Raw genomic sequence first — 26977 nt, forward strand, 5'->3', positions numbered from 1 at the left:
TCACGCGAAGCCGTCGCACCACGCCGCTGCTCAGCGGATCCGCACCAGCTCGATATCGAAATCGCCGGTGACGGCGGGCTCGATCTGGCAGCGCGAGATTCCGATATCGCGCAGCGTCCGGTCATCGAGCTGCCGCAGCGTCTTGATCGCCTCGCGGCGCACCCAATAGGTCGCGAGTGCATCGCCCCACGATCGGAGCAATCGGAGCAATCCGCCCATCATACTGGACCGCGCGGGCGATGCGGCGGCTGAGGATATCATCGTCATTGTCATCTCCTTCGATGCCCAAACGGCAAAGCTATGCCGTTGACACAAATGTCGTTTCGACACCTGCGCCGTCGTAACCTCGGATCGCTTGCGCGCTCTTCGGTGCAATCATGGGCTTGTTCCCTCTTAAATGATCCGGTACATTGCTCGGAGCAAGTAAAACATTGCTCTCGGTGCAATAATGTCGCGGTTCGAATATCTGAAACTGGCGGATGCGGAGGCCGCCGAGATCGCCAGCGGCGCGCTGAAGGCGGGCGACCGCCTGCCGCCGCAACGCCATTTCGCCTATGACCGCAACATCGCGGTCTCGACTGCGAGCCGGGTCTACACCGAGCTGTTGCGGCGCGGGCTGGTGGTCGGTGAGGTCGGCCGCGGCACCTTCGTATCCGGCGAGGCGCGTCGCGGCATCGCCGCTCCTCCCGAACCGCGCGGCGCCCGCATCGACCTCGAATTCAACTATCCGCTGCTGCCGCATCAGGCGACGATGATCGCCAAGAGCCTCGAAGGGCTGGAGCGGCCCGAAGTGCTCGAGGGCGCGCTGCGGCCGGCGACCAGTTTCGGCACGCGGGCGGCGCGAACCATTTCCGCGGAATTCCTGACGCGCAAGAGCTGGGCGCCGAATCCCGACCAGATCGTGTTCACCGCCAATGGCCGGCAATGCATCGCCTCGGCGCTCGCCGCCGTCGTGCCGCCGGGCGGACGCTGCGGCGTCGAGGCGCTGACCTATCCTTTCGTCAAAGGCATTGCCGCACGGCTCGGCATCGCGCTGGTGCCGCTTGCGATGGACGAGCACGGCGTGCGCCCTGACGCAGTGCAGAAAGCGCACCGCGAGGCGCATCTGTCCGCGCTCTACATCCAGCCCACCATCCAGAACCCGCTCAGCATCACGATGCCGGCCGAGCGCCGCGCCGAGCTGTTGCGCGTGGTGGAGAAGCTCGGCCTCGTCGTCATCGAGGATGGCGTCTACGGATTCCTCGACGATGAGATGCCGCTGGCCGCGCTTGCGCCGGACAGCTGCATCGTGCTCGACAGTTTGTCGAAGAAGGTCGCACCCGGTCTCGCGCTCGGCTTCATCGTCCCGCCGCCGCGGCTGCGCGAGAACATCATGGCCGCGGTGCGCTCGGGCGGCTGGACCGCATCGGGCTACGCCTTCGCTGCGGGGCAGCGTCTGATGGCCGACGGCACCGCCGCCGAACTGTCACGGCTGAAGCGGATCGACGCCGGCCGCCGCCAGCAGATCGCGGCCGAGCATCTGGCCGATTTCGAGATCCAGACTAACCCGAAATCCTATCATCTGTGGCTGACCTTGCCGCCGCACTGGCGCTCGCAGACCCTGGTCGCGGCCGCGGCGCGACGCGACATCGCGCTGACGCCGTCGACGACCTTTGCCGCCACGCCGGGGCACGCGCCCAATGCGGTGCGACTCGCGCTTGCCGCGCCGCCGATGGAGCAACTCGACCTCGGCCTGCGGACCCTGGCGGGAATGCTGAGCGCGACCGAGGAGGATTTTGATTCGACGGAATGACGTCGCATCTACACTGCGAGGCAGCGGCCTTCTTCCGTCCACAATAGCAGTCCGGTGAACACTCTCACCTCCGCAATTCTTGTCGAGCACGACCTCGGCCCGATACGTCGTCAGCGCCCCGTAAGTCCCGCGTCAGCGGCGGAAGGTAGCGTCGCGCAAGGGGGCTCTGATGGGCGATTGGCTCGTAAGCGGCGCAACAGTTCAGAACTGGATACTGGTCGCGCTCGCGATCACAGCTGTTGCAGCGGCCTATTCGTGGTGGTCGGAGCGCTAGGCTTCAAAAGCCACAGGCCGCATAGGTCTTTCTGGCGAGACGAAAATGCCCGCCGTCGGCGACGAAGTCCACATCCAGGCATTGGCTGCCTCTGCGATATTCCCCGATCACGCCGCATTGCAGATATTCGAGGTTGATCCGCCAGCGCTTTTCTTGCGGCGAGTAGGTCGCGAAGTCGTGCTGTGCGACAGGCGTTCCCTCGCAAATTCCGGCAATGTACTGCCGCACATCGAGGGGCAGGTTGTCGACGTGATTGTGGTCAAGCGGATCATGTTTGTTGCCTACGCTGCCCTTGGAAAGAGCCGGGGCGATGCTCAGGAGCACGAGGCATAGAGCCAAGAATGGAGTCCGGATCGTCATCTGACACTCCAGCCAAAAGCAGATCAGGCGCCGAGTTTACAGCGCGTTGCTTACAGCCTGCTTACAGTCCGGTCGCGAGCGGTGCCTTCAGGCAACTGGCCACTCCGCGATGAACCCCCTCGCCTTGTACGGCTCGATCTTGTCCCATTCGCTCAGGACCCGGCGGCGAAACTCGGGAATGGTGTGCCAGTGCGTACGCGGCACCGCAAAATGATCCACCGTCACCAGCATCTTCTCAACCTCCGGCCAGTGCCGGTGCAGCGTCATCGGATAGCGCCGCGCGGTCCAGCTGTTGCGGAGGCAGATCACGCTCCTGATATTGGCGAGCCCCAGCGCCGCGTCGATCACCGGCAGCGAGAAGATCACGTTCTCGCCGGTGTTCTGCGCGCGATGCTCCTCGAGGATCCGCTCGGCGGGCACGCCGCCCGCCACCATCGCAGCCTTGATGATCTCGCATTCCGAGCGGTCGTCGCCCGGCGTCACGCCGCCGCTCACGATCGACCAGCGCGCAAAGCCGTCGCGCCAGAGCCGGACCGCCGCGTCGACCCGACCGGCAACATCGCCGCGTGTGCCGAAGACGAACAACAGATCGGCGGGCTTGAGCGGCGTCTCGATCAGGTGCCGGGCATTGATCGCGGCGATCTCCTCGCGCGACGGCGTCCGCAAACTTCGATCGTCCATGCCGATGTTCGCTCCGCCGGCCACACCATGCGCCGACGATGCCGCGCACGGACGACCGCACGAAGTCACATTTCATTGCGCTTGATTGCGATCAGCCTTCGGCAAGAGCCCATCGGGCAACTGATCGAAGCTGTAGCGCCGCGGGCGGTTGCGGGTGACGAAGCCGCCGACCTGCCAGGTGAACAGCGCGGCAAAGCCGACCAGGAACAGCGCGCCCATCCAGTTCGCAGCCAGCAGCGCCATCACCAGCAATCCGGTCATTGCCACCGCAAGACACGCCAGCAGCGCCAGCGCGGCGGTGTATGTCTTCGGCCCGAGGCCTCCGACCAGCCTCGCCGTGCTGCCCGCCGTCTGCATCCGGCGATGCAGTTCGACAATGAAGTCGCGGTAGAGATGTCCTTGCGGCGCGACCAGCGTCGCGGTCTGCCAGGTGGTCGACAGGATCGCGATCCGCCCGCCTTTGGCGTTGTCGATGTCGGCGCGAAACCGCTGCTGCTGCATCGAGACCGGACGGTAGGACAGTTTGACGGCGGAGATGTCAGCGTAGTCCCACACGCCCGACCTGCCGGCGATCCGCCACGACAGCCCAGCCCCGGTCAGCTCGAACTGGTGCGCCGAGCCGACCAATGAGGCCTTGTAGGCATAGCGCACGGCTGCGCCCTCACCCGCCTCCGATCGGTCCTGCAACGTTGTTGGCAATCCGCCGTTCCACCTGTTCAGACGCATCCGCGCGCTTGCATGGGATGTCGCGCCTATCCTACAAGCGAGCCATGCCCGAGACGACCTATTTTCCGCGTTACCTCATCCTCGGCGGCGCGATGATATCCGGCGTGCTGCTGGCGCTTGCCGTGCACATGCTCGGCGCGCGCTACGGGCTGGATCTCGGCGGCCTGTGGCGCTCCGATACCCACGAATTCATGCCGGCAGGCGCGGCTATCGCCTGGTGGCTGATCGCGAGCGTCGGGTTTTCGGGCGGCTACTTCACCGCCAACCTGATGCACAGCGCGGCGGCCGGCCAGATCCCGCAGCGGATGCGGCAGTTCCTGATCGTCGTCGGCGTGCTGATGCTGGCCGGCGCCGGCCAGGCCGCGGCGGCGCCGAGCACGGTCTCGACCATTTCCGCCGTGCTCGCCGGTCTCGCCGCCCTGTGCCTCGGCGCAGTGATGGCGTTTTGCGGCGCCTATTTTGCCCAACGCAGGAGCTAGGCGACCGATCGTTCCGGCACCCGGCGCAACATCTTGGCGACGTCAGCCGCCGGCCGCGGCGGGCTGAACAGGTAGCCCTGCGCCTGCGTGCAGCCTTCCTGACGCAGCAGGTCGAACTGGGTATCGGTCTCGACTCCCTCGGCGGTGGTGACGATGCCGAGGCTTTTGCCGAGACCGGTGACGGCGCGCACGATCGCCATCGAGTCCTCGCGCGTCGCAAGGTCCGTCACGAAGGAACGGTCGATCTTGATCTTGTCGAACGGGAAGCTGCGCAGATAGCTCAGCGAGGAATAGCCGGTGCCGAAATCGTCCAGCGAGATCCGGACGCCGAAACCACGCAGCTCGTGCAGAACCGCGAGCGTCGCCTCGCTGTTCTGCAGCAGCACCGATTCGGTGATCTCGAGCTCGAGCCGGTCCGCCGACAGGCCCGACGCTTCCAGCGCCGCCTTCACCGACGACACCAAGTTCGGATTCTTGAACTGCACCGGCGACAGGTTGACCGCGACCGCGATGTCCGCAGGCCATCTCACGGCCTCGGCGCAGGCCTTGCGCAGCACGATCTCGCCCAGCGGCACGATCAGCCCAGTTTCTTCGGCGACCGGAATGAAATTGTTCGGCGCGATCAGCCCGCGCAGCGAATGATTCCAGCGCGCCAGCGCCTCGAAGGCGACGACCCGGTCGCCCACGACATCGCGGATCGGCTGATAATAGACCTCGAACTCGTCGCGCTGCAGCGCAAGCCGCAGGTCGCGCTCGAGCAGGCGGCGCGCCTGCGCCCGCGCATCCATCCCGGTCTCGAAGAACCGATAGGTGCCGCGGCCGTCGGCCTTGGCGCGGTACAGCGCCAGATCCGCCTTTTGCAGCAGCTCGTCGGGATCCTTGCCGTCCTCGGGCGCGAGCGAGATGCCGATGCTGACGCCGATCACGAGCTGATGGCCGCCGATCTCATAGGGTGCGGCGATCCGCTCGACCACCGCACTTGCCAGTGACGACACCACCGACGGCTCGCAGTTGCTACAGAACTGCACGATGGCGAATTCGTCGCCGCCGAGTCGCGCCACGGTGTCGTGCTCGGTCACGCATTCGCCCAGCCGCCGCGCAACCTCGCGCAGCAGCGCGTCGCCGATCGGATGTCCGAGCGTGTCGTTGATCTCCTTGAAGTGATCGAGATCGAGGCAGAGCACCGCCAGCTGGTCGGAGCGCTTGGCCAGCCGCGAAGCCTTCTCGAGCTGCTCACGGAAAAGCGTCCGGTTCGGCAAATTGGTCAGCGCGTCATGCCGCGCCATGTGTGAAATCTGTTCCTGGGCCTGCTGCCATTCGGTGATGTCTTCGAAGGTCGCGACCCAGCCGCCACCCTTCATCGGCTGATCGACGACACGAATCGCGCGCTCGTTGCGGCTGACGACCCGCGTCGCGCCGTGGCCGGCCTTTGCCTCGGCGATAAGCGCGCTGCAGAATTCCTCGGGATCACCGTCCCATTCACCGATCGAATGCAGGTCCTGCAGCACGTCGATCAGCAGACGCCCCTGCAGCGGCACGCGATTGCGCCCCATGATCTCGCTGTAGCGCTCGTTGAACAGCATGATGCGGCCATCGGCATCGAACATGCACAGGCCCTGCGACATGTTCTCGAGCGCGGTATCCAGCACCAGCTTCTGCTTGTGAAGCTCGGTCTTGGCGCGACGATCGAGGATCGAGGCGATCAGCGAGAGGCCGAGGATCGCGAAGGCCGCAACCGCGGTCATGAAGGAGAGCACGCGCGGCGAGACCGCAAGTCCGTCGGGAGCGATGGTCGGATCCGGCACCAGCGTCACCGCACCCATCCCGGTGAAATGATGCGAGACGATCGCAACGGTCAGAAGACCGGTCGCCGCCGCCGTGGTGCCAAGGCGTTCGCCGCGCGTGGCAACGACCAGCGCGAGCGCGCCAAACAGGCTTCCGAACACGATCGATGTGATGACGATGCCCGGCGACCAGACGATGCGCGCGGGCAGTTCCAGCCCCAGCATGCCGGTGTAATGCATCGCCGCGACACCGACGCCGACGATCGCGCCACCGGCTGCAACCGTCTGCCAGCGTTCGTTGAGCGTTGCGACCGCCAGGCCGACGGCCAGGATCGCAACCGCGAGCACCAGCGACAGCAGCGTGATCGGAATGTTGTATCCGGCCTCGATGCCGGGGTCGTACGCCAGCATGGCGACGAAATGGGTGGCCCAGATGCCGCAACCGCCAACCGCCGCATCGAGACCGATCCAGATCTCGCGGGCCCGGCCCTCTGCCGCGCGAGCCCGGTGAAACAGGCTGATCGCGACGGCGCTGGCGAGCAGACAGATCACACCACCGAGGACGACCAACCGCCAGTCATGTTCCAGGGTGAGACAGGTAAAAACGCGATACATTATAGGCCCCATTTATGGACCCATAAAAACAGGCGCATTCGTGTATGAACGGTAACCGCACCGCAACAAGGCTCCACGCATGGTGAAGAAGCCTTGAATGCAGGCGAGACAACCAGGGAAAACCGCAATCCGCCGGTGTAATTGGCCCTAACCGTGCAGCCCCGGCACCAGTTCGGCCCCGGTCTCGACCTTGAGCGACGAGCCGGTGAAATCGTTTCCGATCGGCTGGCAATTGCCGCCGAGATGCTTGGCGAGGAACGCTTCGGTGACGCCATAGAAGGCAAGCCGATTTTCCGGCCGCACAAAACCGTGCCCCTCGTCGGCAAATGTGATGTAGGTCACGGGGACGCTGCGCTGCTTGAGTGCATCGACCATCTGCTCGGACTCGGCCGCCACGACCCTCACGTCACGCATACCCTGCGCGATCAGGATCGGCTTCACCGCACGCTCGATGTGGGTCAGCGGCGAACGTTCGACCAGGAACGCGCGGCCGGTCTCGGTGCCGGGATCGCCGAGCCGGTTTTTCCAGACGCTGATCCACGGGCCCCAATAGGGCGGGATCGTCGCCATGAAGGTGACGAGATTGGAGATGCCGAACAGATCGACGATGCAGGCGAAGACGTCGGGCGTCTTGGTCGCGGCGACCAGCGCCGAATAGCCGCCATAGCTGCCGCCGAAGAAGCCGACGCGTTTCGGATCGGCGATGCCTTGCGCGATCGCCCAATCGACCGCGTCGATCAGGTCGTCATGCATCTTGCCGCCCCATTCGTGGTCGGCGGCAGTGATGAAGGCTTTGCCGAAGCCGGTCGAGCCCCGGTAGTTGACGGCAAGCACCGCATAGCCCCGGTTGGCGAGCCATTGATGGACCGGGCTGAACCCCCAGGTGTCGCGGTAATACGGCCCGCCATGGATCACCAGCACCAGCGGCACCGGTCCGGCCGCGGCTTCGACCGGCCGGGTCAGGTAGCAGTTGAGGCGCAGGCCATCGCGTGAGGGGATCACGACCGGCTCGAGCTTGCGCAGTACAAGGCCGTCGAGCGTGTGGCGCTGGGTGAAGAGCTTGCGCACCTCGCGCGTTTTGCGGTCCAGCAGCGCGAATTCACCGCTCTCGGTATCGCGCTCGAAATGGATCGTGCCGAGCCGGAGATCATCGCTGTTGCTGACAAAGCTGACGTCGCCGGCGCCATAGCGGCTAAGATCGGCGAGGTCGTTGGCGACGCTCTGATCGACGGCGTGCCAGCGCGTCCGGTCTGTGATCGCCAGCGCAGCCAATGGCCGGCGATTCTCGTCGAACATCGCCCGCACGATGTCGGCATCATCATCGGCGGCAAGCAGCGTGGTCTGGCGCGTCGCCATGTCGAGGGCGAACAACGCCGCCTTGTCGCGGCCGCGTGAATCGATCAGGTACAGCGTCTTGCCGTCCTCGCTGAAATCCAGCAGCTGGGTCGTATCGGTCTCGGCGATCGGCACGGTCATGAACGGCGCCCAGCTGCCGTCCGGACCGCGCTCGAACACCTCGGCGGAGCCGTCTGCGATCAGGCGCGACGCCAGCCGCAACTGGAATGTGCTGTCGGTGATCAGCGCGATATAGTCGTGGTTCTCGTAGACGAGCGCGCTCGCGCCGGTCACGATGTTGACGCGGTACATGTCGAAGTAGCACTTGTCGCGCTGGTTGTGCCGCAGCAGCATCTCCTCGGGGAATCTGCGATCGGACTCCTGCAGGAAGGCTTTGACCCCGGTTTCCGGCGTCAACGGCACAATCTTGCCGTCGGTGATGTCGACGCTGGCGGCACGCCAGTTCTCGTCGCCGTCGCGCTCGCGGAAGAACACCACATGGCGGTTGGTATGCGCCCAGCGATAGCCGGCCGAGATGTTGCGATCGGTGACGCGGGTCACCGGCCGCGCCGCCTTGGGATCGGACAGCGGGGCGACCCAGAGATTGTTCACACCGTCGAGCGGCGCGACATAGGACAGCTGCGTCCCGTCCGGGCTGAGGCGGACATTGATGTAATCGGGATTGTCGAAGAACACCCTGCGCGCGATCAGAGCGGACGCCTCTCCGCGCGCCGGAGCGATCAGGTTGGCAAACGGCAGCGAGGCGCCGAGCATGGCGGCGCAGCGCAGCAGCAGACGACGGTCGATCGGCGCAGGCATCTGGTCAGCCCCCTCGGCGACAGTCCCCGACGCCGCAAGGTTAGATGCCGCGCCGTGACCGCGCAACGACGGCCTCGCTCATTGCCGCGGTTGTGATGATGCACCGATCCAGATCAGCGCGGCGGCGGCAAGCAGCACGCCGGCGGAGATCACGAGTGCCGCATGCAGGCCGGCGATGAAGACCGCGGACCGGCTGACCACCGAGCCGAACAGCGCGACACCAAGCACGCTGCCGGTCTGCCGGGTGGCGTTCAGCACCCCGGCCGCGATCCCGGCGTGCTGCGGGTCGGCACTGCCGAGCAGCGCCGATGTCAGGGGCGGCACCAGCAGGCCGAGGCCGCCGCGGATCGCCAGCAGTTGCAGGCAGATCGCGAGATAGCTGGTAGCGGGACCGATGAACAGCATCGCCAGGCATCCGGTGGCCGAGAGCGCCGCGCCGAGCGCGATCGTCCGCGGCGCGCCGATCCGCTCCGCGACATGCGGCGCGATCAAATTGGCGGGCAGCACGGCGCCGAGCATCGGCACGAACGCGAGGCCGGTGGCGAACGCCGACAGCCCGTTGACCTGCTGGAAGTAGAGGCTGAGCACGAATATCAGCCCATAGAACGCAACGTTCACCAGCAGGCCGACCAGTGAGGTCAGAGCAAACATCCGGTGGCTGAACAGCGAGAGCGGCAGCATCGGCTGTGCGGCGCGCGCCTCACGCCAGACGAACAGCACGGAGAAGACGGCCGCCAGAACGAAGCCTGCGACCACGAACGGGTTGCCCCAGCCGAGCGCGCCGCCCTCGATGAGCGCGCCGGCCAGCGTGCCGAGCGCGGCGATCGCCGCAATTTGTCCCGGCAGATCGAGCCGGTGCTGATGATGGCGCGTGGTTTCGCCGGCAAAGCGCCAGGCAAGCCACAGCCCGGCCAGGCCGATCGGCAGATTGACCAGGAAGATCGCGCGCCAGCCGACCAGCGTGATCAGCGCGCCGCCGACGAACGGGCCCGCGGTCAGCGCAAGGCTCGCGCCTGCGGCCCAGATGCCGACGGCGCGTCCCCGCGCCTTCTCGTCCGCATAGGCGTGGCGGAGCAGCGCGAGCGAGTTCGGCACCAGGATGGCCGCGGCCAGCCCCTGCACGCAGCGCGCGGCGATCAGCGTCACGGCATCAGGCGCGACGGCGCACCCAACCGACGCCGCAGTGAAGATGGCAAAGCCGGCCATGAAAATGCGCTTGGCGCCGATCCGGTCGCCGAGCGCGCCCGCGGTCAGGATGAAGGCGGCAAAGGCGATGGTGTAGGCGCTGACCACCCATTGCAGCTCGGCGACGCCGCCGCCGAGCGAACCGCCAATGGCGTTGAGCGCCGTGTTGACGATGGTGACGTCGAGCTGCACGACGCCGTAACCGAGACTCGTCGCGGCGAGCGTCAACGTCGCCGCAAGCCCGGTCGGCTGCTGCTGCGACGCCGTGCGCCAGTCCGGCAGGCGCGGGAGGTTCAGGGATGTCTGTTGCATGGTCTTGACCTCGCTTCTCGGCAACCAATGCGAGAGATAGGTCTTCGTTTCTCAATGATCCTTCGTTGCGGATCGAAGTATGGTATCGTCAGGCCGGCCGGGGCCATATAGCCGCGGCGATGTTGCGCGGCGTTTTGCCTCAATAGACCTACGGACCGCCCCGCGGGCGCCTCATTGCGGCCCGAACCGCGGTCCACAGCCCGATCACGCAGTTGCGCACAGCGACTTCACACTTTGGTAAACGCCGCAGCCTGCCCGGACCTCCCCCACGCTGATGCATATCGTCTATTCGCTCCGCTCCGACGGCTCCGCAGTGCCGCTGCGACGGCGGCAAAATCGGCAAAAATACCGACGAAATCGCATGGAATGGCTGAAGGACGGTGGAACATGCAGTGGTCACGTCGCGGACCACGACATGGCAGCGACTCACATTCCGCAGAGCGAGAACATATGTAGCCAGTATGACAACAACGCTGGACGGGAGCCGAAGGTTGGCTTGTCAAGGGCTGCACAACGCATCGGTTTTGCCTTATGGGTCATCGCGTACGGTGCGTTTGCCCGTCACCCGTCGCTGTTCGTGACCGGGTCCCACTGAAATTGTCCCTGCCGGGAGGATGAATGCTTCGGCTGCTGACCACGCTTGGGCGTGGCTTCAAGGAAAAGATCGGCTGGAAACGGCTCGGGATCGCTGCGAGCGTGCTCATCATCGTGTTCGCGGTCACGACGCTGGTCCACACCCTGAAGGGCGTCGACACCGGTATCATCCTCACCGCGCTGACTGACATCGCGCCGCACCGGATCGCGCTCGCGGCGCTCTGCGTGGTCGGGGCGTTCTGCACGCTGACCTTCTATGACTTCTTCGCGCTGCGCACGATCGGCAAGACCCACGTCCCTTACCGCATCGCAGCGCTGTCGAGCTTCACCAGCTACACGATCGGCCACAATATCGGCGCCACCGTCTTTACCGGCGGCGCGATCCGCTTCCGGATCTATTCCGATTACGGCCTCTCCGCGATCGACGTCGCCAAGATCTGCTTTCTCTCGGGCCTGACGTTCTGGCTCGGCAATCTGTTCGTGCTCGGCTTCGGCATGGCCTGGCACCCCGCGGCGGCATCGGCGATGGACCTGCTGCCGCCGGCGATGAACCGGCTGATCGCGCTCGGCTGCCTTGCCGGCATCGGCGCCTATTTCGTCTGGCTCCTGACTGGCGAGAAGCGCCGCGAGCTCGGCCAGAACGGCTGGAAGGTGGTGCTGCCTTCGGCCAAGCTGACGCTGCTGCAGATCATCATCGGCGTGGTCGATCTCGGCTTCTGCGCGCTTGCGATGTATCTTCTGATGCCGACCGAGCCGCATATCGACTTCGTTTCCCTGGCGGTGGTGTTCATCCTGGCGACGCTGCTCGGCTTTGCGAGCCACGCTCCCGGCTCGATCGGCGTGTTCGACGCTGCGATGCTGGTGGCACTGCCGGAGTTCAGCAAGGAGCAATTGCTGGCGACGCTGGTCGTGTTCCGTATCCTCTATTTCCTGATCCCGTTCGGGATCTCGATCTCGATCATGGGCATGCGCGAGCTGTGGCTCAACGTGGTGCGGCCGTGGCAGGAACGAAAAAGACTCAGCCAAGCCTGCACGGCTTCGGCGACCGTGCGGCAACCGATCGAAAGCCGGCAGCAGCAGATCAGGCGGCTGAGACGGTAACAGCGAACGTTATCGGTCCCTCGCCCCGGTGTCTCGATCCCGGATTTTGGTCTCTGCGGCCGCTTCTCTTATTTTCGCCGTACCACTCGCGTCAAACCGCGCCATGATTGGCTCTTTGGTTCGCTATTCGTTTCATGCAACGGTCTGCAGCGTGCTGCTCGGCAGCGCGCTCGCGGCGGTATTGGCTTCGGCCGCGGACGCGCAGGATACCCAGCTCTCGATCTCCTGGGAGGTCCGCAACCGCTTCCGGCTGTTCCGCGAGGAACGCGACTTCCGCTTGCATGTCGAAAGCGGGCTCGGCCGCAGCGTGCTGGCCTCGGAACAGGCGCTGGAACTGCAGAGCGACGGCCGCGGCTGGGCGCGCAATACGGTCAACCGGCTCTGCATCGACCTGCAAGGCCGCGTCAGCGAGCCCTGCACCCGCGACAACGTCAAGGAAAGCTATCTGACGCCGATCGATCACCCGATCGTGGTGCGGCTCGCGGGTCCAGTTCCGGTCGGCGCGACCTGCGCCTGGTCGTTCGACGACGGCGACGGGCCGCAATCCCAAACATTCGATTGCGCCGAGCCGGTCAATCTGCGGGTCCGCTACGGCCGTACCACGGTCGCGACCGTCGACGTCGCCAGCGGCTCGGATGCCAACCAGCGCGTGACGACCCAGATCGCGGTACGCGATTTGCTGATCGCCGGCCTCGGCGACAGCATCGCATCCGGCGAAGGCAATCCCGATCGCGCCATCGCCCTCTCCGACGAGGGGTTCTGCTTCCGCTCCTATCTCGGCGGGGCCCAATACTACCGGCCGAGCCGCGCCGGGTTCAAAGGCGGCCGCGCCTGTGAAGCGCCGGACACCCTGACCAACTGGCAGCGCCAGAGCGCGCTGTGGCTCAACTCGGCCTGTCACCGTTCGCTGTACAGCTACCAGACCCGCACCGCGCTTGCGCTCGCCGTGCAATATCCGCACATCGCGGTGACCTATCTGCCGCTGGCCTGCACCGGCGCCACCATCGCCGACGGCCTGCTCGGCTCGCAGCAGGCGCGGGAATGTCTGCCGACGAAAACCGCCAACACCTGCTCGGGCACCGTCAACGGCCAGATCGCGGAGCTGCGCACGGCGCTCGCAGCCGCCAAGCGCCGGCAGCCCGACCGCACGCTCGATCTCGTGCTGCTGTCGGTCGGTGCCAACGACATCTACTTCTCCGGCCTCGTCGCCAACGTGATCGTCGACACACCGACCGAACGCGCACTGTTCAGCCAGGGCGGCTCGATGGCCAGCGTCGACGATGCCCGCTCAGCCTTGGCGCGCGACCTGCCGGCCGATTTCGCCAAGCTGCGCGATGCGCTGAAGCCGTTGGTCGGCGGCGACCTCTCGCACGTGGTCTACACGGCCTACGCCAATCCGGCGCTGGCTAATGGCGGCGCGCCCTGCCCCGGTGGCCGCGCCGGCTTCGAGATCCATCCCTCGTTCAACGCCGATCCGAAGCGGCTCGCCGCGGTCTCTGGCTTCGTACAGAACGAGTTCCTGCCGCAGCTCAAGGCGATCGCGCAGTGCCAGTCCGGCATCATCTGCCGCAATCCGCAGGCCGACCGCATGACCTTCGTCGACGCGCATCAGGATGCGTTTGCAAGCCACGGCTTCTGCGCACGCGCGTCGACCGATCCGGAGTTCGACCGCGACTGCTTCGCCGCCAACGGCGACAGCTTCGTCTCCGACATCGTCGCCGCAGCCAGTCAGCCGCTCAAATGCGGCCGCAGCGCCGGCGAATACCGCGCCTATCTGCCGCGTGCGCGCTGGATCCGCGACGCCAATGACAGCTATTTCGCGGCGATGACCTACCCGCAGGGGCTGCCGTCCTCGATGCAGCCAACCGACATCCACGATGCGACATGGGGCATCCTGTCGGCGGTGTATGGCGGCGCCGTGCATCCGAGCGCCGAAGGTCATGCGGCGATGGCCGATGCCGCGATCCCCGCAGCCGCCGCCGTGCTGCGCTTGAACACCACGGTGCCTGAGGTGATCTCCGAGCCCGTCGCGCCGTTGCCGACCGCACCGGAGCAACGCTGAACGCTCCACGCTTGCGACGCCGCACGCGTGCGGCCGCGAACGAACCTGATCCCAATGAGAGTCCTAGTGCCGCTTCGTCGCGGGCAAAGGCGCCGGCGGCGGCGGCTTCATCGCTGCGGCTTGCGCGGGCAGATATTTGGCTACGATTGTAGGATCGAGCTGCGCCATCGCCGTGTCCGGCAGCCGGGTCCAGACCTCGTCCTTGCCGAACAGCGAGATGCCGAGATAGCCGCGCATGGTCAGCGTCTGTCCATCGGCGCTCAGCGTCATCTTGGCCTTGTAGATCTTGCCGTTGCGCGGATCGAGCACGTTGCCCCCTTCATAGGCGAGCCCGTTGCGCTTCATGTCGCGGATCAGGGGAATGCCAAGCCACGGCATGTCCTTGCGATCGTCGGTGCATTTCGAGCAGACCGGGTTGGGCGGATCGCCGGGCGCCGAGAACATCTTTGCGATCATGCCCTCGAACAGGCCGTTGCGCTCGATCACCAGGAACCAGCCCTCGGGCTTGCCGTCTTCGATCTTCTGCCAGAGTCCGGCCGCCGACAGCTCGGCCGCGGAAGCTGCAAGCGGAGCAGCTAGCGCAAAGGCCGAGGCGATCGCCAGGATCAGCCGAAGTCTGGATAGCGTGTTCCGCATCATCATCACCTGATCAATCGACAAATCTGACTACGAGCAGACTACGGCCATTTCGCGGAGTGTTCCAGTACCCGCGCCCGCACGGGCAATGGCCCATGCCCCTGGCATTGGTCGCTGCTGAAGTGGAATCAGTTCACTCCAAGCTTCTTCTGCAAACTTGATGACGAGGTTGTGTACTGGAACACTAGGCGCTTGTCCGGATACACGTAGCGATGTGCCTTCTGCGCCATCAGCGCGCCCTCATGGAAGCCGGAGAGAATGAGCTTCAGCTTGCCCGGATAGGTGTTGATGTCGCCGATCGCGAAGATGCCTGAAACGTTGGTCTCGAACGCTGCGGTGTCGACCGGCACCAGGTTGTTCTCCAGCGCCACGCCCCAGTTCGCGACCGGGCCGAGCTTCATGGTGAGCCCGAAGAACGGCAGCATCGTATCGCAGGCGATCGTCGACATCGCATTGTCGTTGGCCTTCAGCGCAGCGCCCGAGAGTTGACCGTTGGCGCCTTCGAGCCCGGTGACCTGGCCGATCTTCAGATCCATCTTGCCGCCGGCAACCAGCGAGCGCATCTGCTCGACGCTGTGCGGCGCTGCGCGGAAATCGTCGCGCCGGTGCAGCAGCGTGATGCGCTTGGCGATCGGATGCAGATTGAGCGTCCAGTCGAGCGCGGAGTCGCCGCCGCCGACGATCAGGATGTTCTTGTCGCGGAATTGCTCCATCTTGCGCACGGCATAGAACACCGACGTGCCTTCATAGGCCTCGATGCCCGGCACCGGCGGACGCTTCGGCTGGAACGAACCGCCGCCCGCGGAGATCACGACGACCTTGCACTCGAACTCCTTGCCGGCATCGGTCTTCACGCGGAACAGCGGATCGCCGATCTTCTCGATGCTCTCCACCATCTCGTTGAGATGGAAGGTCGGGCCGAACGGCTTGATCTGCTCCAGCAGCTGCTCGGTCAGGCCCTGGCCGGTGACAAAGGGAATGCCGGGAATGTCGTAGATCGGCTTCTCGGGATAGAGCTCGGCGCACTGCCCGCCGATCTTGTCGAGGATGTCGACGAGATGCACCTTCATGTCGAGGAGGCCCAGTTCGAACACGGCGAACAGTCCGCAGGGGCCCGCGCCAATAATCAGCACATCGGTCTTGATCGCTTCGCTCATGTCCGCTTCTTTTCAGTTGAGATCGACTGGACGGCTCTCGCCTGCCCAGCCAAATGGGCCGGATCGGGACATGCATAATAGGGACAGTGGCTGGCGCGGCAACCCCTTGCCGAGCCTGCGTAACTCGGCTGTATGGGCGGGAAACCGATGGAGATCCCCCTCGTGAATGCCCCTGTCCGCGCCGACGAGGCGCTGCGCCTGGAAGACTTTCCCTATCGCCTGTCCGACAATGTGCGCTTTGCCGATCTCGACCCGAACGGGCACGTCAACAACGCCGTCTATGCGAGCTATTTTGAAACCGGCCGTGTCACGCTGGTGAAGGACCTCAGCATGGGGCTGATGCCGGCCGGGCTTGGCTGGATCATGGTGCGGCTCGACATCCATTTCCGCGCCGAGTTGCACTGGCCGGGCCAGATCGAGCTCGGGCTCGGTCTCGTCAAGTTCGGACGGACGTCGACCACTTTCGATCAGGTGGTATTTTCGGAAGGGAGATGCGTGGCGTCGGCGAAGGCGGTCACCGTGATGATCAATGAGGCCACGCGCAGACCGACGCCGCTGCCGGCGGAGGTCAAGGAGAACTTCCGCCGCTGGGTCCGTCGCGGTGTGAACCCGGACGGCGAATAGAGACCACAGAGCGTTTTCGAGCGAAGTGGATACCGGTTCGCGTGAAGAAAACGCGTCAAAACAAGATCCAGAGCCTCGTTCCGATTCAATCGGAACGAAAGGCTCTAGGCTTGGCGCTCGGGCGTCGACACGACCAGTCCGTCGAGATCGTCGGTCACCTTGATCTGGCAGGACAGCCGGGAATTCGGACGCACGTCGAAGCCGAAATCCAGCATGTCTTCTTCCATCGGCGACGGCGCGCCGACCTTCTCGCGCCACGCGTCATCGACATAGACATGGCAGGTCGCACAGGCGCAGGCGCCACCGCATTCGGCTTCAATGCCGGGAATGGCGTTGCGGATCGCGCCTTCCATCACCGTCGCGCCGTTCTCGATATCAATGGAGCGTTTCTCTCCGGAATGGTCGATAAAGTGGATTTTGGCCATGATTGCTCGTGCTGCCGGAATGCGCCGGACGATGGTTGGAAAGGTCCCGGGCAGTCGTATAACGGGTCGATCTTCACAGCGCTAGCGCGGAGACCGAAAACCTGCCGGCCGGCCGGGACGGCGCCCAGACCGTTGCCGCAGGCCGTGGAGCTGCTGGAAAGCCTAGGAGCGGCCCAGAATCAGCTCGATCGCCGTACGCGCCTCGGCGATCGCGGCCCCGAGCGCGGCGAGCGGCTGGGCCGGGTCGGAACCGGCGGTCAGCGCGGTTTCCAGGTTGGCGGCAGCCTCGGCGACACCGAAGGCGCCAATCGCCCGCGCCGATCCCTTCAGGGTGTGGGCGTGGGTCGGAGCCTCGGGCGGCAAGGCAGCCAGCTCGCCAAGGATCCGGGCCGACTGGGTCGAGAACATCGCCAGCACTTCCCGCTCCAGCCCCGGGTCGCCCAGCGTCATCCGTCGCAGGTGATCGACGTCGATCGGCCCGTCGCCCGGCGCGAGCGGCGGCGATTGCGTCCATTCAACCCGTTCGAGATGAAGCGGCATGGCCTGTCCCTGTCGTCTCTGCCGGGCTTCACCGGCGGACCGTTCGCCCAGCCAATCACGAAACTGGTTAACGAATTGTTGTCGGGATGATCGGCAAAACCGCCCGATTCTGGACAATTTCCGGACACAATCAGCCCTCTCCGGCGGGAATTTCGAGCACCCATAAGGCCTTATGGCGCAAAGCTGTTAACGATGATTAAGAAAGTATTAATCGCAAGCATTTCATTCGCATCGCTCTCCCAATAGGATGTTTGCGGATGTAGCGGACAAGCCGCCGAGGGGGCGCTTGCGCTCCGCTTGTGGGCACCGGCTTCGAGCTTGCGCGGGGACGTTTCGCAGGCTCGCCGACGCGTAAAATAGTGAGAGGGCTCAGACTGAACATGGCGAACACTCCCAAGAAGGTCAAAGATCCCACCGAGGTCGCGCTTTCTGCCATCCAGGAAGCCCTCAACATCGGCGAGCAAGGCGCTGAGAGCCGCAGCCCCCTCAACGAAGGCGCCGCGCCGCCGAACCTGCCGCCATCAGCTCCGGATTTTTCAGCCGCATCGTTCGAGTCCCGCTCGAATAGCGATCGTTCGGTGTTCGAGCCGAGCGAGGAACCGCGCGCGCCGCGCCGCGCCGCCAATGACGATCGCGAGACCATCGGCCAGATGCTGCAGACGCTGCAGGGAGGCCGCGCCCGCAGCGCCTTCACGCTGTTCTTCGTCTGCTCCGGCGCCTGGCTGCTCGGCGGCGTCATCCTCACCATCGCGTTCTGGCCGGCCCTGCAGGCTTCGATGGCCCAGGGCACCGGCGTGCTGGTGCTCGCCGGCCTCGCCGCGCTGTTCGCCGTTCCGGTGCTGCTGTTCTATTACCTCGCCAGCCTCGCCTCGCACGGCCAGCGCATGCAGATGATCGCGCAATCGATGGCGCAGGTCGCGATGCGATTCTCCGAGCCGGAAAACGCCGCTGCCGATTCGATGGTGACGGTCGGCCAGGCGATCCGCCGCGAGGTCGCGGCGATGGGCGATGGCGTCGAGCGCGCGATCGCGCGCGCCGGCGAACTCGAGACCCTGGTTGCCAACGAGGTGGCGGCGCTGGAGCGCGCCTATTCCGACAATGAAGTGCGCATCCGCGCGCTGCTGCAGGACATCGCCCACCAGCGCGACAATCTGGTCGGCCAGGCCGAGCAGGTGCGCAGCGCGATCTCCGGCGTGCAGATCGACCTGCGCCACGACATCGCGCTGATCTCGGACGCGATTGCCTCGCGCGTCGACGAGGTCGCCAAGAGCATCACCGGCGCGCTGGAAGAGCGCGGCCAGCACATCACGACCGCGCTGAGCCATGCCGGCGACAACATGATCCTCGCGCTCGGCGAGCGCGGCGGCGACCTGCTGGACCGCCTCGAGGAAGCCAGCGCCGAGACCACGCGCGCGGTGATGGACGCCTCCGAGCGGCTCACCACCAGCCTCAACTTCAAGACCGGTCACGTCCATGACGAGTTCGTCGATCTGGCCGATCGCGTCCACGAGATGCTGAACGAGCGCATCGACCGCATCACCGGCGAGTTCGAGCAGCGTTCGTCCGCGATCGTCGACGGCATCTCCGACCGCACCGAAGAGGTCCACGACTCCCTGAAGAACTCCGCGGACTCGCTGCTGCTCGAGCTCGAGCTGCGCAGCAACGACCTCGTCAGCAAGATCGACGACGCCGGCAACCGCCTCGCCGGCCAGATCATGACCTCTGGCGACAGGGCGAGCGAAGCTCTCGACGTCACCGTCAACTCGCTGGTCGCCAAGGTGGTGGGCCAGACCGAGACCGCGCACGACTCGCTGTCGCTGCAGATGAGCGCGTTCGACGACCTGGTGAAGAACCACGGCAGCGAGCTCGCCGAGAAATTCGCCCGCGACTCCGGCACGCTCGGCGCGCTGATCACCCGCCACATCTCGGAATTCGACCGCACCGTGAAAACATTCGGCGGCGACATCGTCGAGCGCATGGGCCAGCGGACCCAGGACATCGCCGACAGCCTGAAGACCTATGTCGACACCTTCGACAATCGCGTCACCTCGAATAGCGGTGAGATCACCGCTTCGCTCGACCAGCGCCTGCTGCAGTTCGAGACCACGCTCGGCAGCCGTGTCACCAATCTCGACGCCTCGCTGACCGACAAGCTGTCGTCGTTCGACTCATCGCTCGCCACCAAGATCGGCTCGTTCGACGGCCGCCTGCAGTCGCTGGATGACGCGATCGACGGCCGCATGAGGTCGCTCGAAGTCACCTTCGAGAGCCGCGCCAAGTCGGTCACCGACACCATCGACGGCCATCTCGGCACGCTCGCGACCCAGCTGACCGAAGGCGCCACCCAGGCGATCCACTCGATCGACTCGCGCCTCGGCCTGCTGACCACGACCCTGACCGAGGGCACCGTGCAGGCGATCGCCGCGGTCGACCATCGCATCAACGGCGTCACCGAGACCATCGACGGCCACAGCAACCGCCTGGTCGACACCATCAACGGCCACAGCACCCGCCTCGCCGATACCATCGACGGTCACAGCACCCGCCTCGCCGATACCATCAACGGTCACAACACCCGCCTCGTCGAGACCATCAGTGGTCATAGCTCGAACGTGACCGACACCATCTCGGCGCGCTTCGCCGACATCCAGCAGGGCATCGAGAGCCGCGTCGGCGCCATCGCCGGCGACATCGACACCCGCGTCGCGCAGTTCGAGGACCTGCTGGGCTCGCGCGTCGAGGCCGTCGCCGGCCGCATCGAGAGCAGCGGCCGCCAGGCGAGCGAGGACATGATGTCCCGCGCCGAGCTGCTGTCGTCGAGCATCAAGTCCCATGTCGAGGACGCCGAGCGCTCGCTGACCAACCTCGTGGTCAACACCAGCGAAACCATCCAGACCGGCGCGCGCACCGCGCAGCAGGCGCTGCTCACCGTGTCCGCGGATGTCGGCAACCAGCTCAAGCTGAGCTCGGCCGAGGTCGAGGGCGTGCTGACCGCCGTCGGCACCAGCGCCGCCAACTCGATCCTCACCAGTGCCCGCGACGCCCAGGTGTCGCTGGTCTCCGCATCCGGCGACGTCGCCTCGCAGATCAAGGCGCTGTCGGAGGACGTCGAGCGCACGCTGCAGGCGGCCGGTAGCGCCACCGCAGCCTCGGTTCTGTCGGGCGCCCGCGACGCACAGACCACGCTGGTCTCGGCCTCGATCGAAGCCGCAAGCCAAGTCAAGTCGCTCGCCGCCGATGTCGAGCAATCGCTGTCGATGTCCGGCTCTGCCGCTGCCGAAGCGATCATGACCGGCGCCCGCGAGGCCCAGACCACGTTGATCGCGACGTCGAACGACGTCACCGGCCAGGTCAAGTCGCTCGCCAGCGACGTCGAGCGCTCGCTGTCGATGGCCGGTTCCGCGACCGCGGAAGCCGTCGTCGCCTCCGCCCGCGAAGCCCAGAGCACGCTGGCCGGCGCGTCGACCGAAGCCACCAACCTCGCCCGCACGCTCGCGGCCGACATCCAGCACTCGCTCTCGACCGCCGGCACCGCGACAGCGGAAGCCGTCGTCGCCTCCGCCCGCGAGGCCCAGAACACGCTGGCCGGTGCGTCCACCGACGCCACCAATCTGGTCCGCACCCTGTCGGCCGATATCGAGCGCTCGCTGTCGATGGCGGGCTCCGCCACCGCGGAAGCCATCGTCGCCTCGGCGCGCGAGGCCCAGAGCACGCTGGCCAGCACATCCACCGAGGCCACCGATCTGGTCCGCACCCTGGCGGCCGACATGGAGCGCTCGCTGTCGATGGCCGGTTCCGCCACCGCGGAATCGATCACGTCAGGCGCGCGTGAAGCCCAGAGCATGCTGGTCAACGCATCGACCGAGTCTGCGACAAAGGTGTCGGCGCTTGCCGCCGATATCCAGCGCGCGCTGTCGATGGCCGGTTCCGGCACCATCGAGGTGCTGACGGCCGGCGCTCGCGAGGCGCAGAACACCCTCGTCACCGCGTCGACGGAAGCAGCCAACCACGTCAAGTCGCTGGCAGCCGATGTCGAGCGCACCCTGACGTCGGTCGGCACCAACACCGCCCAGACGATCGTCGGCAGTGCCCGCGATGCCCAGAACTCGTTCGTGGCAACGTCGAGCGAGGCCGCAAGCCAGATGCGCGCGATCTCCGTCGAGATCGAGCGCTCGCTGACCGCGGCCAGCGCCGAGACCGCACAGACCATCCTGGGCAGCGCCCGCGAGGCCCAGAGCTCGTTTGCGGCGACCTCCGCCGATGCCGCCGCCCAGATCCGCACGCTCTCGACCGATATCGAGCGCGCGCTGGGTTCGGTCACGGCCAAGACCACCGACAACATCCAGACCTCTGCGCAGAACGCACAGGCCGCGCTGATCACGATGTCGAACGAGGTCTCGACCAAGGTCAAGACGACCTCCGCCGACATCGAACGTTCGGTGCTGTCCGCCTCCAGCGCATTCGGCTCGGCGATGACCGGCAAGACCGACGAGATCGTAACCTATGTGCAGCAGCAGACCGAGCGCCTGTCGCAGATGGTCGACGGCCGCCGCGGCTCGCTGGTCGAGGCGCTGACCGCCAAGACCACGCAGCTGTCGAACGACATGGATCGCGCCACCGCGGACGCGTTGAAGGCGATCGAAAACCGCGGCCTCGCCTTCTCGCAGTCGATGGCGGCGCATGGCGGCGACGTCGCGCGCAACATCACCTCGGCCGGCGATCAGGCGACCGGTGCGGTGGCAAAGTCGCTCAAGGAGCTCGAGCATGCCTCCCGCGCGGCGATTGACCAGTCGCGCCAGGTCTCGATCTCGGCCGTCACGGAGATGCAGGAGACCAGCAAGATCCTGCGCACCGACACGGTGGCGCTGTTCGAGCGGCTGCGCGAGGGCAACATCCTGCTGCAGGAAGTGTTGACCGGCGCCCACGACAACCTCAACTCGCTGGAGCGCGCGCTGGTGACCCGCGTGGCCGACTTCGTGTCCGCCATGAACGACGTCACCTCGCGCAACGGCGTGGCGACCCAGACGCTGGAAGACCAGCTCACGGTGTTCAACAGCAAGACCGGCAAGGCGCTGGAAGATCTCGGCGCGCTGTCGAGCCAGTTCGAGACCCATGGCAAGGCGCTGATCGATGCGGCTGCCGTGGTCGAGCAGGCCAACCGTTCGACGACGACCTCCGTCAGCGAGCGCAAGTCGGCGCTGGAATCGCTGGTCACGACCATCGACCTGCGCACCACCGATCTCGACCAGCGGCTGTCGCGCTTCACCGGGCTGCTCGATGAATCGCTCGGCGCGGCCGAGGAACGCGCTCGCGACATCGCGCGCGTGGTGGCGGAGACCGCAGGCGCAGGTTCGGCTGCGATCAGCAAGCAGTTCGAGGCGGTGCGCATGGCCGCCGAGAACGAGCGTCAGCAGACCGTCGACGCTATGAACGACCTCTACCAGCAGAGCAATGCCGAGACCGATGCGATGTTCAGGGAATCGACGGAGAAGTTCTCCGCGATGGTCACGGCGATGAAGCAGATGGCGAGCGAGATGCACAGCGAGCTCGAGGCCACCCGCAACGAGCTGCGCCGCGGCGTGCTGGAAATGCCGCAGGAGGCCGCCGAAAACACCGCGCAGATGCGCAAGGTGATCGTCGACCAGATCGAGGCCCTGGCCGAGCTGAACCGCATCGTCGCCCATCACGGCCGCGGGCTCGACGTGGTTTCGACCAACCGCACCAGCGTCCGCCACGAGGAGCCGGTGATGGCTGCCGCCGGCGGCCGCGCCGACGTGCGGATGCGCGACAGCGTGCGCGACAATGGCAACAGCGCCTCGACGCTGCCGCCGCCTGATCTCGGCATGGCGACCTCGCGCCGCACCGAGGCCCCGTCGGTGAGCCCGGCCGGCCCCAACAACAACGGCGACGGCTGGCTGTCCGACCTGCTCAACCGCAGCGACGCGCCGCCGCCTGCCCCGCAGGGCCGCGACGCCCAGCAGCGCCCGCGTCCGCAGCAGCCGCAGCCGGCCGCCAATCCGCTGGAGTCGCTGTCGCTCGACATCGGCCGGCTGATGGACCGCACGCTCGCCGCCGAGATGTGGGATCGCTACCAGCGCGGCGAGAACAAGGCGTTTTCCAAGCGCCTCTACACGCCGGCCGGCCAGAAGGCCTTCGATGAAGTGGCCCGCAAGTACCGCGCCGACCGCGGCTTCAAGCAGACGGTCGACCGCTACATCGCGGAGTTCGAGCGCCTGCTCGACGAAGTCGCCCGCGAAGGCCGCGGCCAGCAGGAGCTGAGCAGCCACCTGACCTCGGAGACCGGGCTGGTCTACACCCTGCTCGCCCACGCGGCAGGACGGCTGGGGTAAGCTGCGACTAGCGAATGGAGAACGGAGACCTAAAGGTCTCCGTTTTTGTTTTGGCTAAGGCGAACGGCTCGCGGAGACGCGATGGAGAACAACCGTCATTGCGAGCGGAGCGAAGCAATCCACCTCTCGACTCGGCGCACGATGGATTGCTTCGTCGCTCGCTCCTCGCAATGACTGGCCTGGCAGCGGGGAAAAGAGCTACTCGCTACTCGCGCAACCTACTACCGCCGCCGCGGCCCGGTCGGTGCTGCGGCTGGAGCCGGCGCGGGCTCGGGTGCGGCGTTGTTGCTGCCGCCGAAGATCACCCGGCTCGGGTTGCGGTCGAAATTGTTCACGGCGCGGCTGATGTCGGACAGCGTGCGGCGGCCGTCGTTGATCAGCAGATTGGACCGCTTGTCGACGTTGTCGGCGAGCTCGCGGATCGACTTCACCATCAGGTTCAGCTCGCTGCCATTGTTGCCGCCCGCGATCGCGTTGAGGCCCAGCATCAGATTGTCGGCCTTGCCCATCACGCCGTCGACCTTGAGCATGACGTTGTCGATCTTCTCGGAATTGCGCGCCAAGGCCTGGGTGAAGACCTCGAGATTCTTCAGCGAATTCTTCACCGACTGCTGATTGTCGGCGACGATGCGGTTGACGTTTTGCAGAGTGGCGCGGATCGCCTCGGTGACGTCCTGCAACGCGTTCGGGTCGGCGGTCAGAACCGGGATGCCGTCCTCATCCAGCGGCACCGGCGGGGCGGCCTCCTCGCCACCTTTCAGCGAGATCGCGGCGACGCCGGTCAGGCCCTGGAATTCGAGGCCGACGAGGGTGTCCTTGCGCAGCGGTGCGTTGTTCTCGATCATCGCCAGAGCGACCACGCGGCGTGGGTTGTCGAGCTTGACCGAGACGACCTCCCCTATCCTGATACCGTTGAAATTGACGTTGCCGCCGTTGCGCAGGCCCGACGCCGGCCCCTCGAAGATCACCCGCAAGGGGCTGCGCTGCTTGGTGGTGTGCAGGCTCTGGAACCACAGCACGAAGCCGAACGCCGCGGCGATTACCGCCAGCGTGAAAGCCCCGATCAAGACGTAGTTCGCCCGCGTTTCCATCAATTGCTCGCGTTCATCACTCTTGGGCGCTCACGCAGTCGGCCTGCGTTCGAGCCCGTCGAATTCCCTGTTGGCGCATGATCTCGTCCGAAAACCGGTCTTTTCGTTTCGGGATCATGGGCTAAGCCACAACGGCGCGGGCGCGCTTGCCGTTGAAATATTGCTGCAGCCACGGATGCTGCGATGCCTTCATGTCGGCGATCGATCCTGCAGCAATGATCTTACCGTTCCCTAAAACGGCGATACGGTCGCACGCCGTGTAAAGACTGTCGAGATCGTGGGTTACCATGAAAACGGTCAGCCCCAAAGTGCGCTGCAGGGTGCGCACCAGCTCGTCGAAATCGCCGGCGCCGATCGGATCGAGGCCCGACGTCGGCTCGTCGAGAAACACGAGCTCGGGATCGAGCGCGAGTGCGCGCGCCAGCGCGACGCGCTTGATCATGCCGCCGGACAGTTCCGACGGATAGCGATCGGCGACCTCGGGCTTCAGCCCGACCATTACGAGCTTCGCCACCACGATCTCGTCGAGCAGCCGCTGCGAGACGCGCAGGTATTCGCGCGCCGGAAACTGGATGTTCTGGCGCACCGTGAGCGAGGAGAACAGCGCGCCCTGCTGGAACAAGACGCCCCAGCGCCGCTCGACGCCGCGGCGCTGCGCCGAGTTCGCGGCATCGAGATCGACGCCGAACACCTCGATGCGGCCGGAGACCTTCGGCACAAGGCCGATGATGGTTCGCGTCAGCACCGACTTGCCGGCGCCCGACGGCCCGACGAAGCCGAGGATCTCGCCGCGCTTGACGTCGAGGTCGAGGCCGTCGAGCACGCGCGTGCTGCCGAATTGAACCGTGATGTCGCGGACCCGGATGATGGCGTCGACGTCCTGCTCGGCCATGATCACATCCCGATCGAGGCGAAGAAGATCGCGAACACGCCGTCCATCACGATCACGAAGAAGATCCCCTTCACCACCGACGCGGTGGTGTGCTGACCGAGCGACTCCGCCGAGCCCTGCACCGCAAGCCCCTCGACACAGGCGACGATGCCGATCACCGCGGCCATGACCGGCGCCTTGACCATGCCGACGATGAAATGGTCGATCGATATGGCATCACGAAGGCGGAGCAGGAACGCCTCCGGATCGACGCCGCCATAGAGCCTGGCCACCAGGCCGCCGCCATAGAGCGCGGCCATCGCGCCGAGGAAGGCCAGGATCGGCAGCGCCAGCACCAGCGCCAGCATGCGCGGCAGGATCAAGACCTCGATCGGATCGAAGCCCATAGTGCGCAGCGCGTCGATCTCCTCGCGCATCTTCATCGAGCCGAGCTCGGCGGTATAGGCCGAGCCGGAGCGGCCCGCGACCATGATCGCGACCAGCAGCACGCCGATCTCGCGCAGCACCAGCACGCCCAGCATGTCGACCACGAAGATGTCGGCGCCGAACCTGCGGAAATGGAAGATGCCCTGCTGCGAGATGATGCAGCCGATCAGGAAGGTGATCAGCACGACGATCGGCACCGCGCGCAAGCACACTTGCTCGAGATGATGCACCGTCGAGGTCAGACGGAAGCTGCGCGGATGGATCAGCACCTTGGCGGCGGCGGCCAGCACCGCACCGAGCATATCGACCAGCCCGATGATTGTCCCGCTGACCCCGGCCACGGTGCGGCCGATCTGCTCGAGCATGCCCGTGATCGACAGCCGGTCGCTGACAACCCTGGGCGCAGGGCCGACGCGGCGCACCTCGTCGACCAGGCTGGAATAATTGGCGGAGAGGCCCGCGATCTCCGCTTCGGCGCTGGCATCGCTCAGGCTGCGGCGCAGCCGCTCGATCAGCCACGCGCCGAACGTGTCGAGGCTCGCGACCTGCGACACATCGATGAAGATATGGGAACGGCTGCCGCGCAGTTTCTCGGCGTCGGAGACGATCCGCTCAAGCGCGGGAGCAAAGCGGGCCGTCCAGTTGCCCGCCGCGCACAACGCCAGTCCTTCGCCTTGGGCTATCCGCTCCAGTGTCGGGTCGCCGCTCACCTTATGC

The 26977-nt window shown here is 65.9% G+C and carries 20 protein-coding genes; 6 read left to right on the forward strand and 14 right to left on the reverse strand.

Going from position 1 to position 26977, the window contains the following annotated elements:
* Window positions 1–30: 30 nt before the first annotated feature.
* Complete coding sequence (locus ACVIGA_RS06560) at window positions 31–267, reverse strand: DUF1127 domain-containing protein (RefSeq protein WP_456665730.1); 237 nt, start codon at window positions 265–267, stop codon at window positions 31–33.
* 181 nt (window positions 268–448) lie between these two features.
* Between ACVIGA_RS06560 and ACVIGA_RS06565 the strand changes: the two genes are divergently transcribed.
* Window positions 449–1792 carry an aminotransferase-like domain-containing protein gene (locus ACVIGA_RS06565; protein WP_456665731.1) on the forward strand — a complete coding sequence of 448 codons (1344 nt, stop codon included), beginning with the start codon at window positions 449–451 and terminating at the stop codon, window positions 1790–1792.
* A 277-nt stretch (window positions 1793–2069) separates the two neighbouring features.
* Here ACVIGA_RS06565 and ACVIGA_RS06570 read toward each other — a convergent pair whose 3' ends face one another.
* The 3 genes from ACVIGA_RS06570 to ACVIGA_RS06580 all read right to left on the reverse strand — a co-directional run bounded on the left by ACVIGA_RS06570 (window position 2070) and on the right by ACVIGA_RS06580 (window position 3833).
* Complete coding sequence (locus ACVIGA_RS06570; RefSeq protein ID WP_456665732.1) at window positions 2070–2426, reverse strand: hypothetical protein; 357 nt, start codon at window positions 2424–2426, stop codon at window positions 2070–2072.
* A gap of 87 nt (window positions 2427–2513) precedes the next feature.
* Complete coding sequence (locus tag ACVIGA_RS06575; RefSeq protein WP_456665733.1) at window positions 2514–3107, reverse strand: YdcF family protein; 594 nt, start codon at window positions 3105–3107, stop codon at window positions 2514–2516.
* Window positions 3108–3179: 72 nt separating this feature from the next.
* Window positions 3180–3833 carry a hypothetical protein gene (locus ACVIGA_RS06580; RefSeq protein ID WP_456665734.1) on the reverse strand — a complete coding sequence of 218 codons (654 nt, stop codon included), beginning with the start codon at window positions 3831–3833 and terminating at the stop codon, window positions 3180–3182.
* A 44-nt stretch (window positions 3834–3877) separates the two neighbouring features.
* On the opposite strand from ACVIGA_RS06580, the gene ACVIGA_RS06585 reads away from it, so the two are divergent.
* Entirely contained in the window at window positions 3878–4312 is a 435-nt protein-coding gene (locus ACVIGA_RS06585) for a hypothetical protein (RefSeq protein WP_223970159.1), read from the forward strand.
* On the opposite strand, the gene ACVIGA_RS06590 is transcribed toward ACVIGA_RS06585, so the two are convergent.
* The 3 genes from ACVIGA_RS06590 to ACVIGA_RS06600 form a co-directional block, all read right to left on the reverse strand.
* The gene (locus ACVIGA_RS06590) at window positions 4309–6711 is read right to left on the reverse strand and encodes an EAL domain-containing protein (protein ID WP_456665735.1); all 2403 of its coding nucleotides are present in this window, start codon (window positions 6709–6711) and stop codon (window positions 4309–4311) included. The two genes, ACVIGA_RS06585 and ACVIGA_RS06590, sit on opposite strands and share 4 nt — an antisense overlap.
* A 147-nt stretch (window positions 6712–6858) precedes the next feature.
* On the reverse strand, window positions 6859–8865 hold the full coding sequence (locus ACVIGA_RS06595; protein ID WP_456665736.1) for a S9 family peptidase: 2007 nt from the start codon (window positions 8863–8865) through the stop codon (window positions 6859–6861).
* Window positions 8866–8943: 78 nt separating this feature from the next.
* Window positions 8944–10362 carry an MFS transporter gene (locus tag ACVIGA_RS06600; protein ID WP_456665737.1) on the reverse strand — a complete coding sequence of 473 codons (1419 nt, stop codon included), beginning with the start codon at window positions 10360–10362 and terminating at the stop codon, window positions 8944–8946.
* Window positions 10363–10980: 618 nt separating this feature from the next.
* Between ACVIGA_RS06600 and ACVIGA_RS06605 the strand changes: the two genes are divergently transcribed.
* Window positions 10981–12057 (forward strand): lysylphosphatidylglycerol synthase transmembrane domain-containing protein, encoded by a 1077-nt coding sequence (locus ACVIGA_RS06605; protein ID WP_092115450.1) that lies wholly within the window; start codon window positions 10981–10983, stop codon window positions 12055–12057.
* Between the two features lie 103 nt (window positions 12058–12160).
* Window positions 12161–14119 (forward strand): hypothetical protein, encoded by a 1959-nt coding sequence (locus ACVIGA_RS06610; RefSeq protein WP_456665738.1) that lies wholly within the window; start codon window positions 12161–12163, stop codon window positions 14117–14119.
* Between the two features lie 63 nt (window positions 14120–14182).
* On the opposite strand, the gene ACVIGA_RS06615 is transcribed toward ACVIGA_RS06610, so the two are convergent.
* Complete coding sequence (locus ACVIGA_RS06615; protein ID WP_456665739.1) at window positions 14183–14755, reverse strand: DUF2147 domain-containing protein; 573 nt, start codon at window positions 14753–14755, stop codon at window positions 14183–14185.
* Window positions 14756–14883: 128 nt separating this feature from the next.
* Complete coding sequence (locus tag ACVIGA_RS06620; RefSeq protein ID WP_456665740.1) at window positions 14884–15912, reverse strand: NAD(P)/FAD-dependent oxidoreductase; 1029 nt, start codon at window positions 15910–15912, stop codon at window positions 14884–14886.
* Window positions 15913–16074: 162 nt separating this feature from the next.
* Here ACVIGA_RS06620 and ACVIGA_RS06625 point away from each other — a divergent pair, with 162 nt between their 5' ends.
* Window positions 16075–16536, forward strand: coding sequence for an acyl-CoA thioesterase (locus ACVIGA_RS06625; RefSeq protein ID WP_456665741.1), 462 nt, complete (start codon window positions 16075–16077; stop codon window positions 16534–16536).
* 104 nt (window positions 16537–16640) lie between these two features.
* Here the strand turns inward: ACVIGA_RS06625 and ACVIGA_RS06630 are convergent, their stop codons facing one another.
* Together ACVIGA_RS06630 and ACVIGA_RS06635 are read right to left on the reverse strand one after the other, a co-directional pair.
* A complete protein-coding gene (locus ACVIGA_RS06630) occupies window positions 16641–16961 on the reverse strand; it encodes a 2Fe-2S iron-sulfur cluster-binding protein (protein WP_092115454.1) in 321 nt (106 codons plus the stop codon).
* Window positions 16962–17123: 162 nt separating this feature from the next.
* Window positions 17124–17501 carry an Hpt domain-containing protein gene (locus ACVIGA_RS06635; protein WP_092115455.1) on the reverse strand — a complete coding sequence of 126 codons (378 nt, stop codon included), beginning with the start codon at window positions 17499–17501 and terminating at the stop codon, window positions 17124–17126.
* A 380-nt stretch (window positions 17502–17881) separates the two neighbouring features.
* On the opposite strand from ACVIGA_RS06635, the gene ACVIGA_RS06640 reads away from it, so the two are divergent.
* Window positions 17882–23851: an apolipoprotein A-IV repeat region-like domain-containing protein gene (locus ACVIGA_RS06640; RefSeq protein WP_456665742.1), complete on the forward strand. Its 5970-nt coding sequence runs from the start codon at window positions 17882–17884 to the stop codon at window positions 23849–23851.
* A gap of 221 nt (window positions 23852–24072) precedes the next feature.
* On the opposite strand, the gene ACVIGA_RS06645 is transcribed toward ACVIGA_RS06640, so the two are convergent.
* From ACVIGA_RS06645 to ACVIGA_RS06655, 3 genes are all read right to left on the reverse strand, one after another.
* On the reverse strand, window positions 24073–24942 hold the full coding sequence (locus ACVIGA_RS06645) for an MlaD family protein (RefSeq protein ID WP_223970151.1): 870 nt from the start codon (window positions 24940–24942) through the stop codon (window positions 24073–24075).
* 121 nt (window positions 24943–25063) lie between these two features.
* Window positions 25064–25834: an ABC transporter ATP-binding protein gene (locus ACVIGA_RS06650; RefSeq protein ID WP_456665743.1), complete on the reverse strand. Its 771-nt coding sequence runs from the start codon at window positions 25832–25834 to the stop codon at window positions 25064–25066.
* A 2-nt stretch (window positions 25835–25836) separates the two neighbouring features.
* Entirely contained in the window at window positions 25837–26970 is a 1134-nt protein-coding gene (locus ACVIGA_RS06655; RefSeq protein WP_456665744.1) for an MlaE family ABC transporter permease, read from the reverse strand.
* Between the last annotated feature and the right edge of the window lie 7 nt (window positions 26971–26977).

Source organism: Bradyrhizobium sp. USDA 3240, from assembly GCF_054063295.1.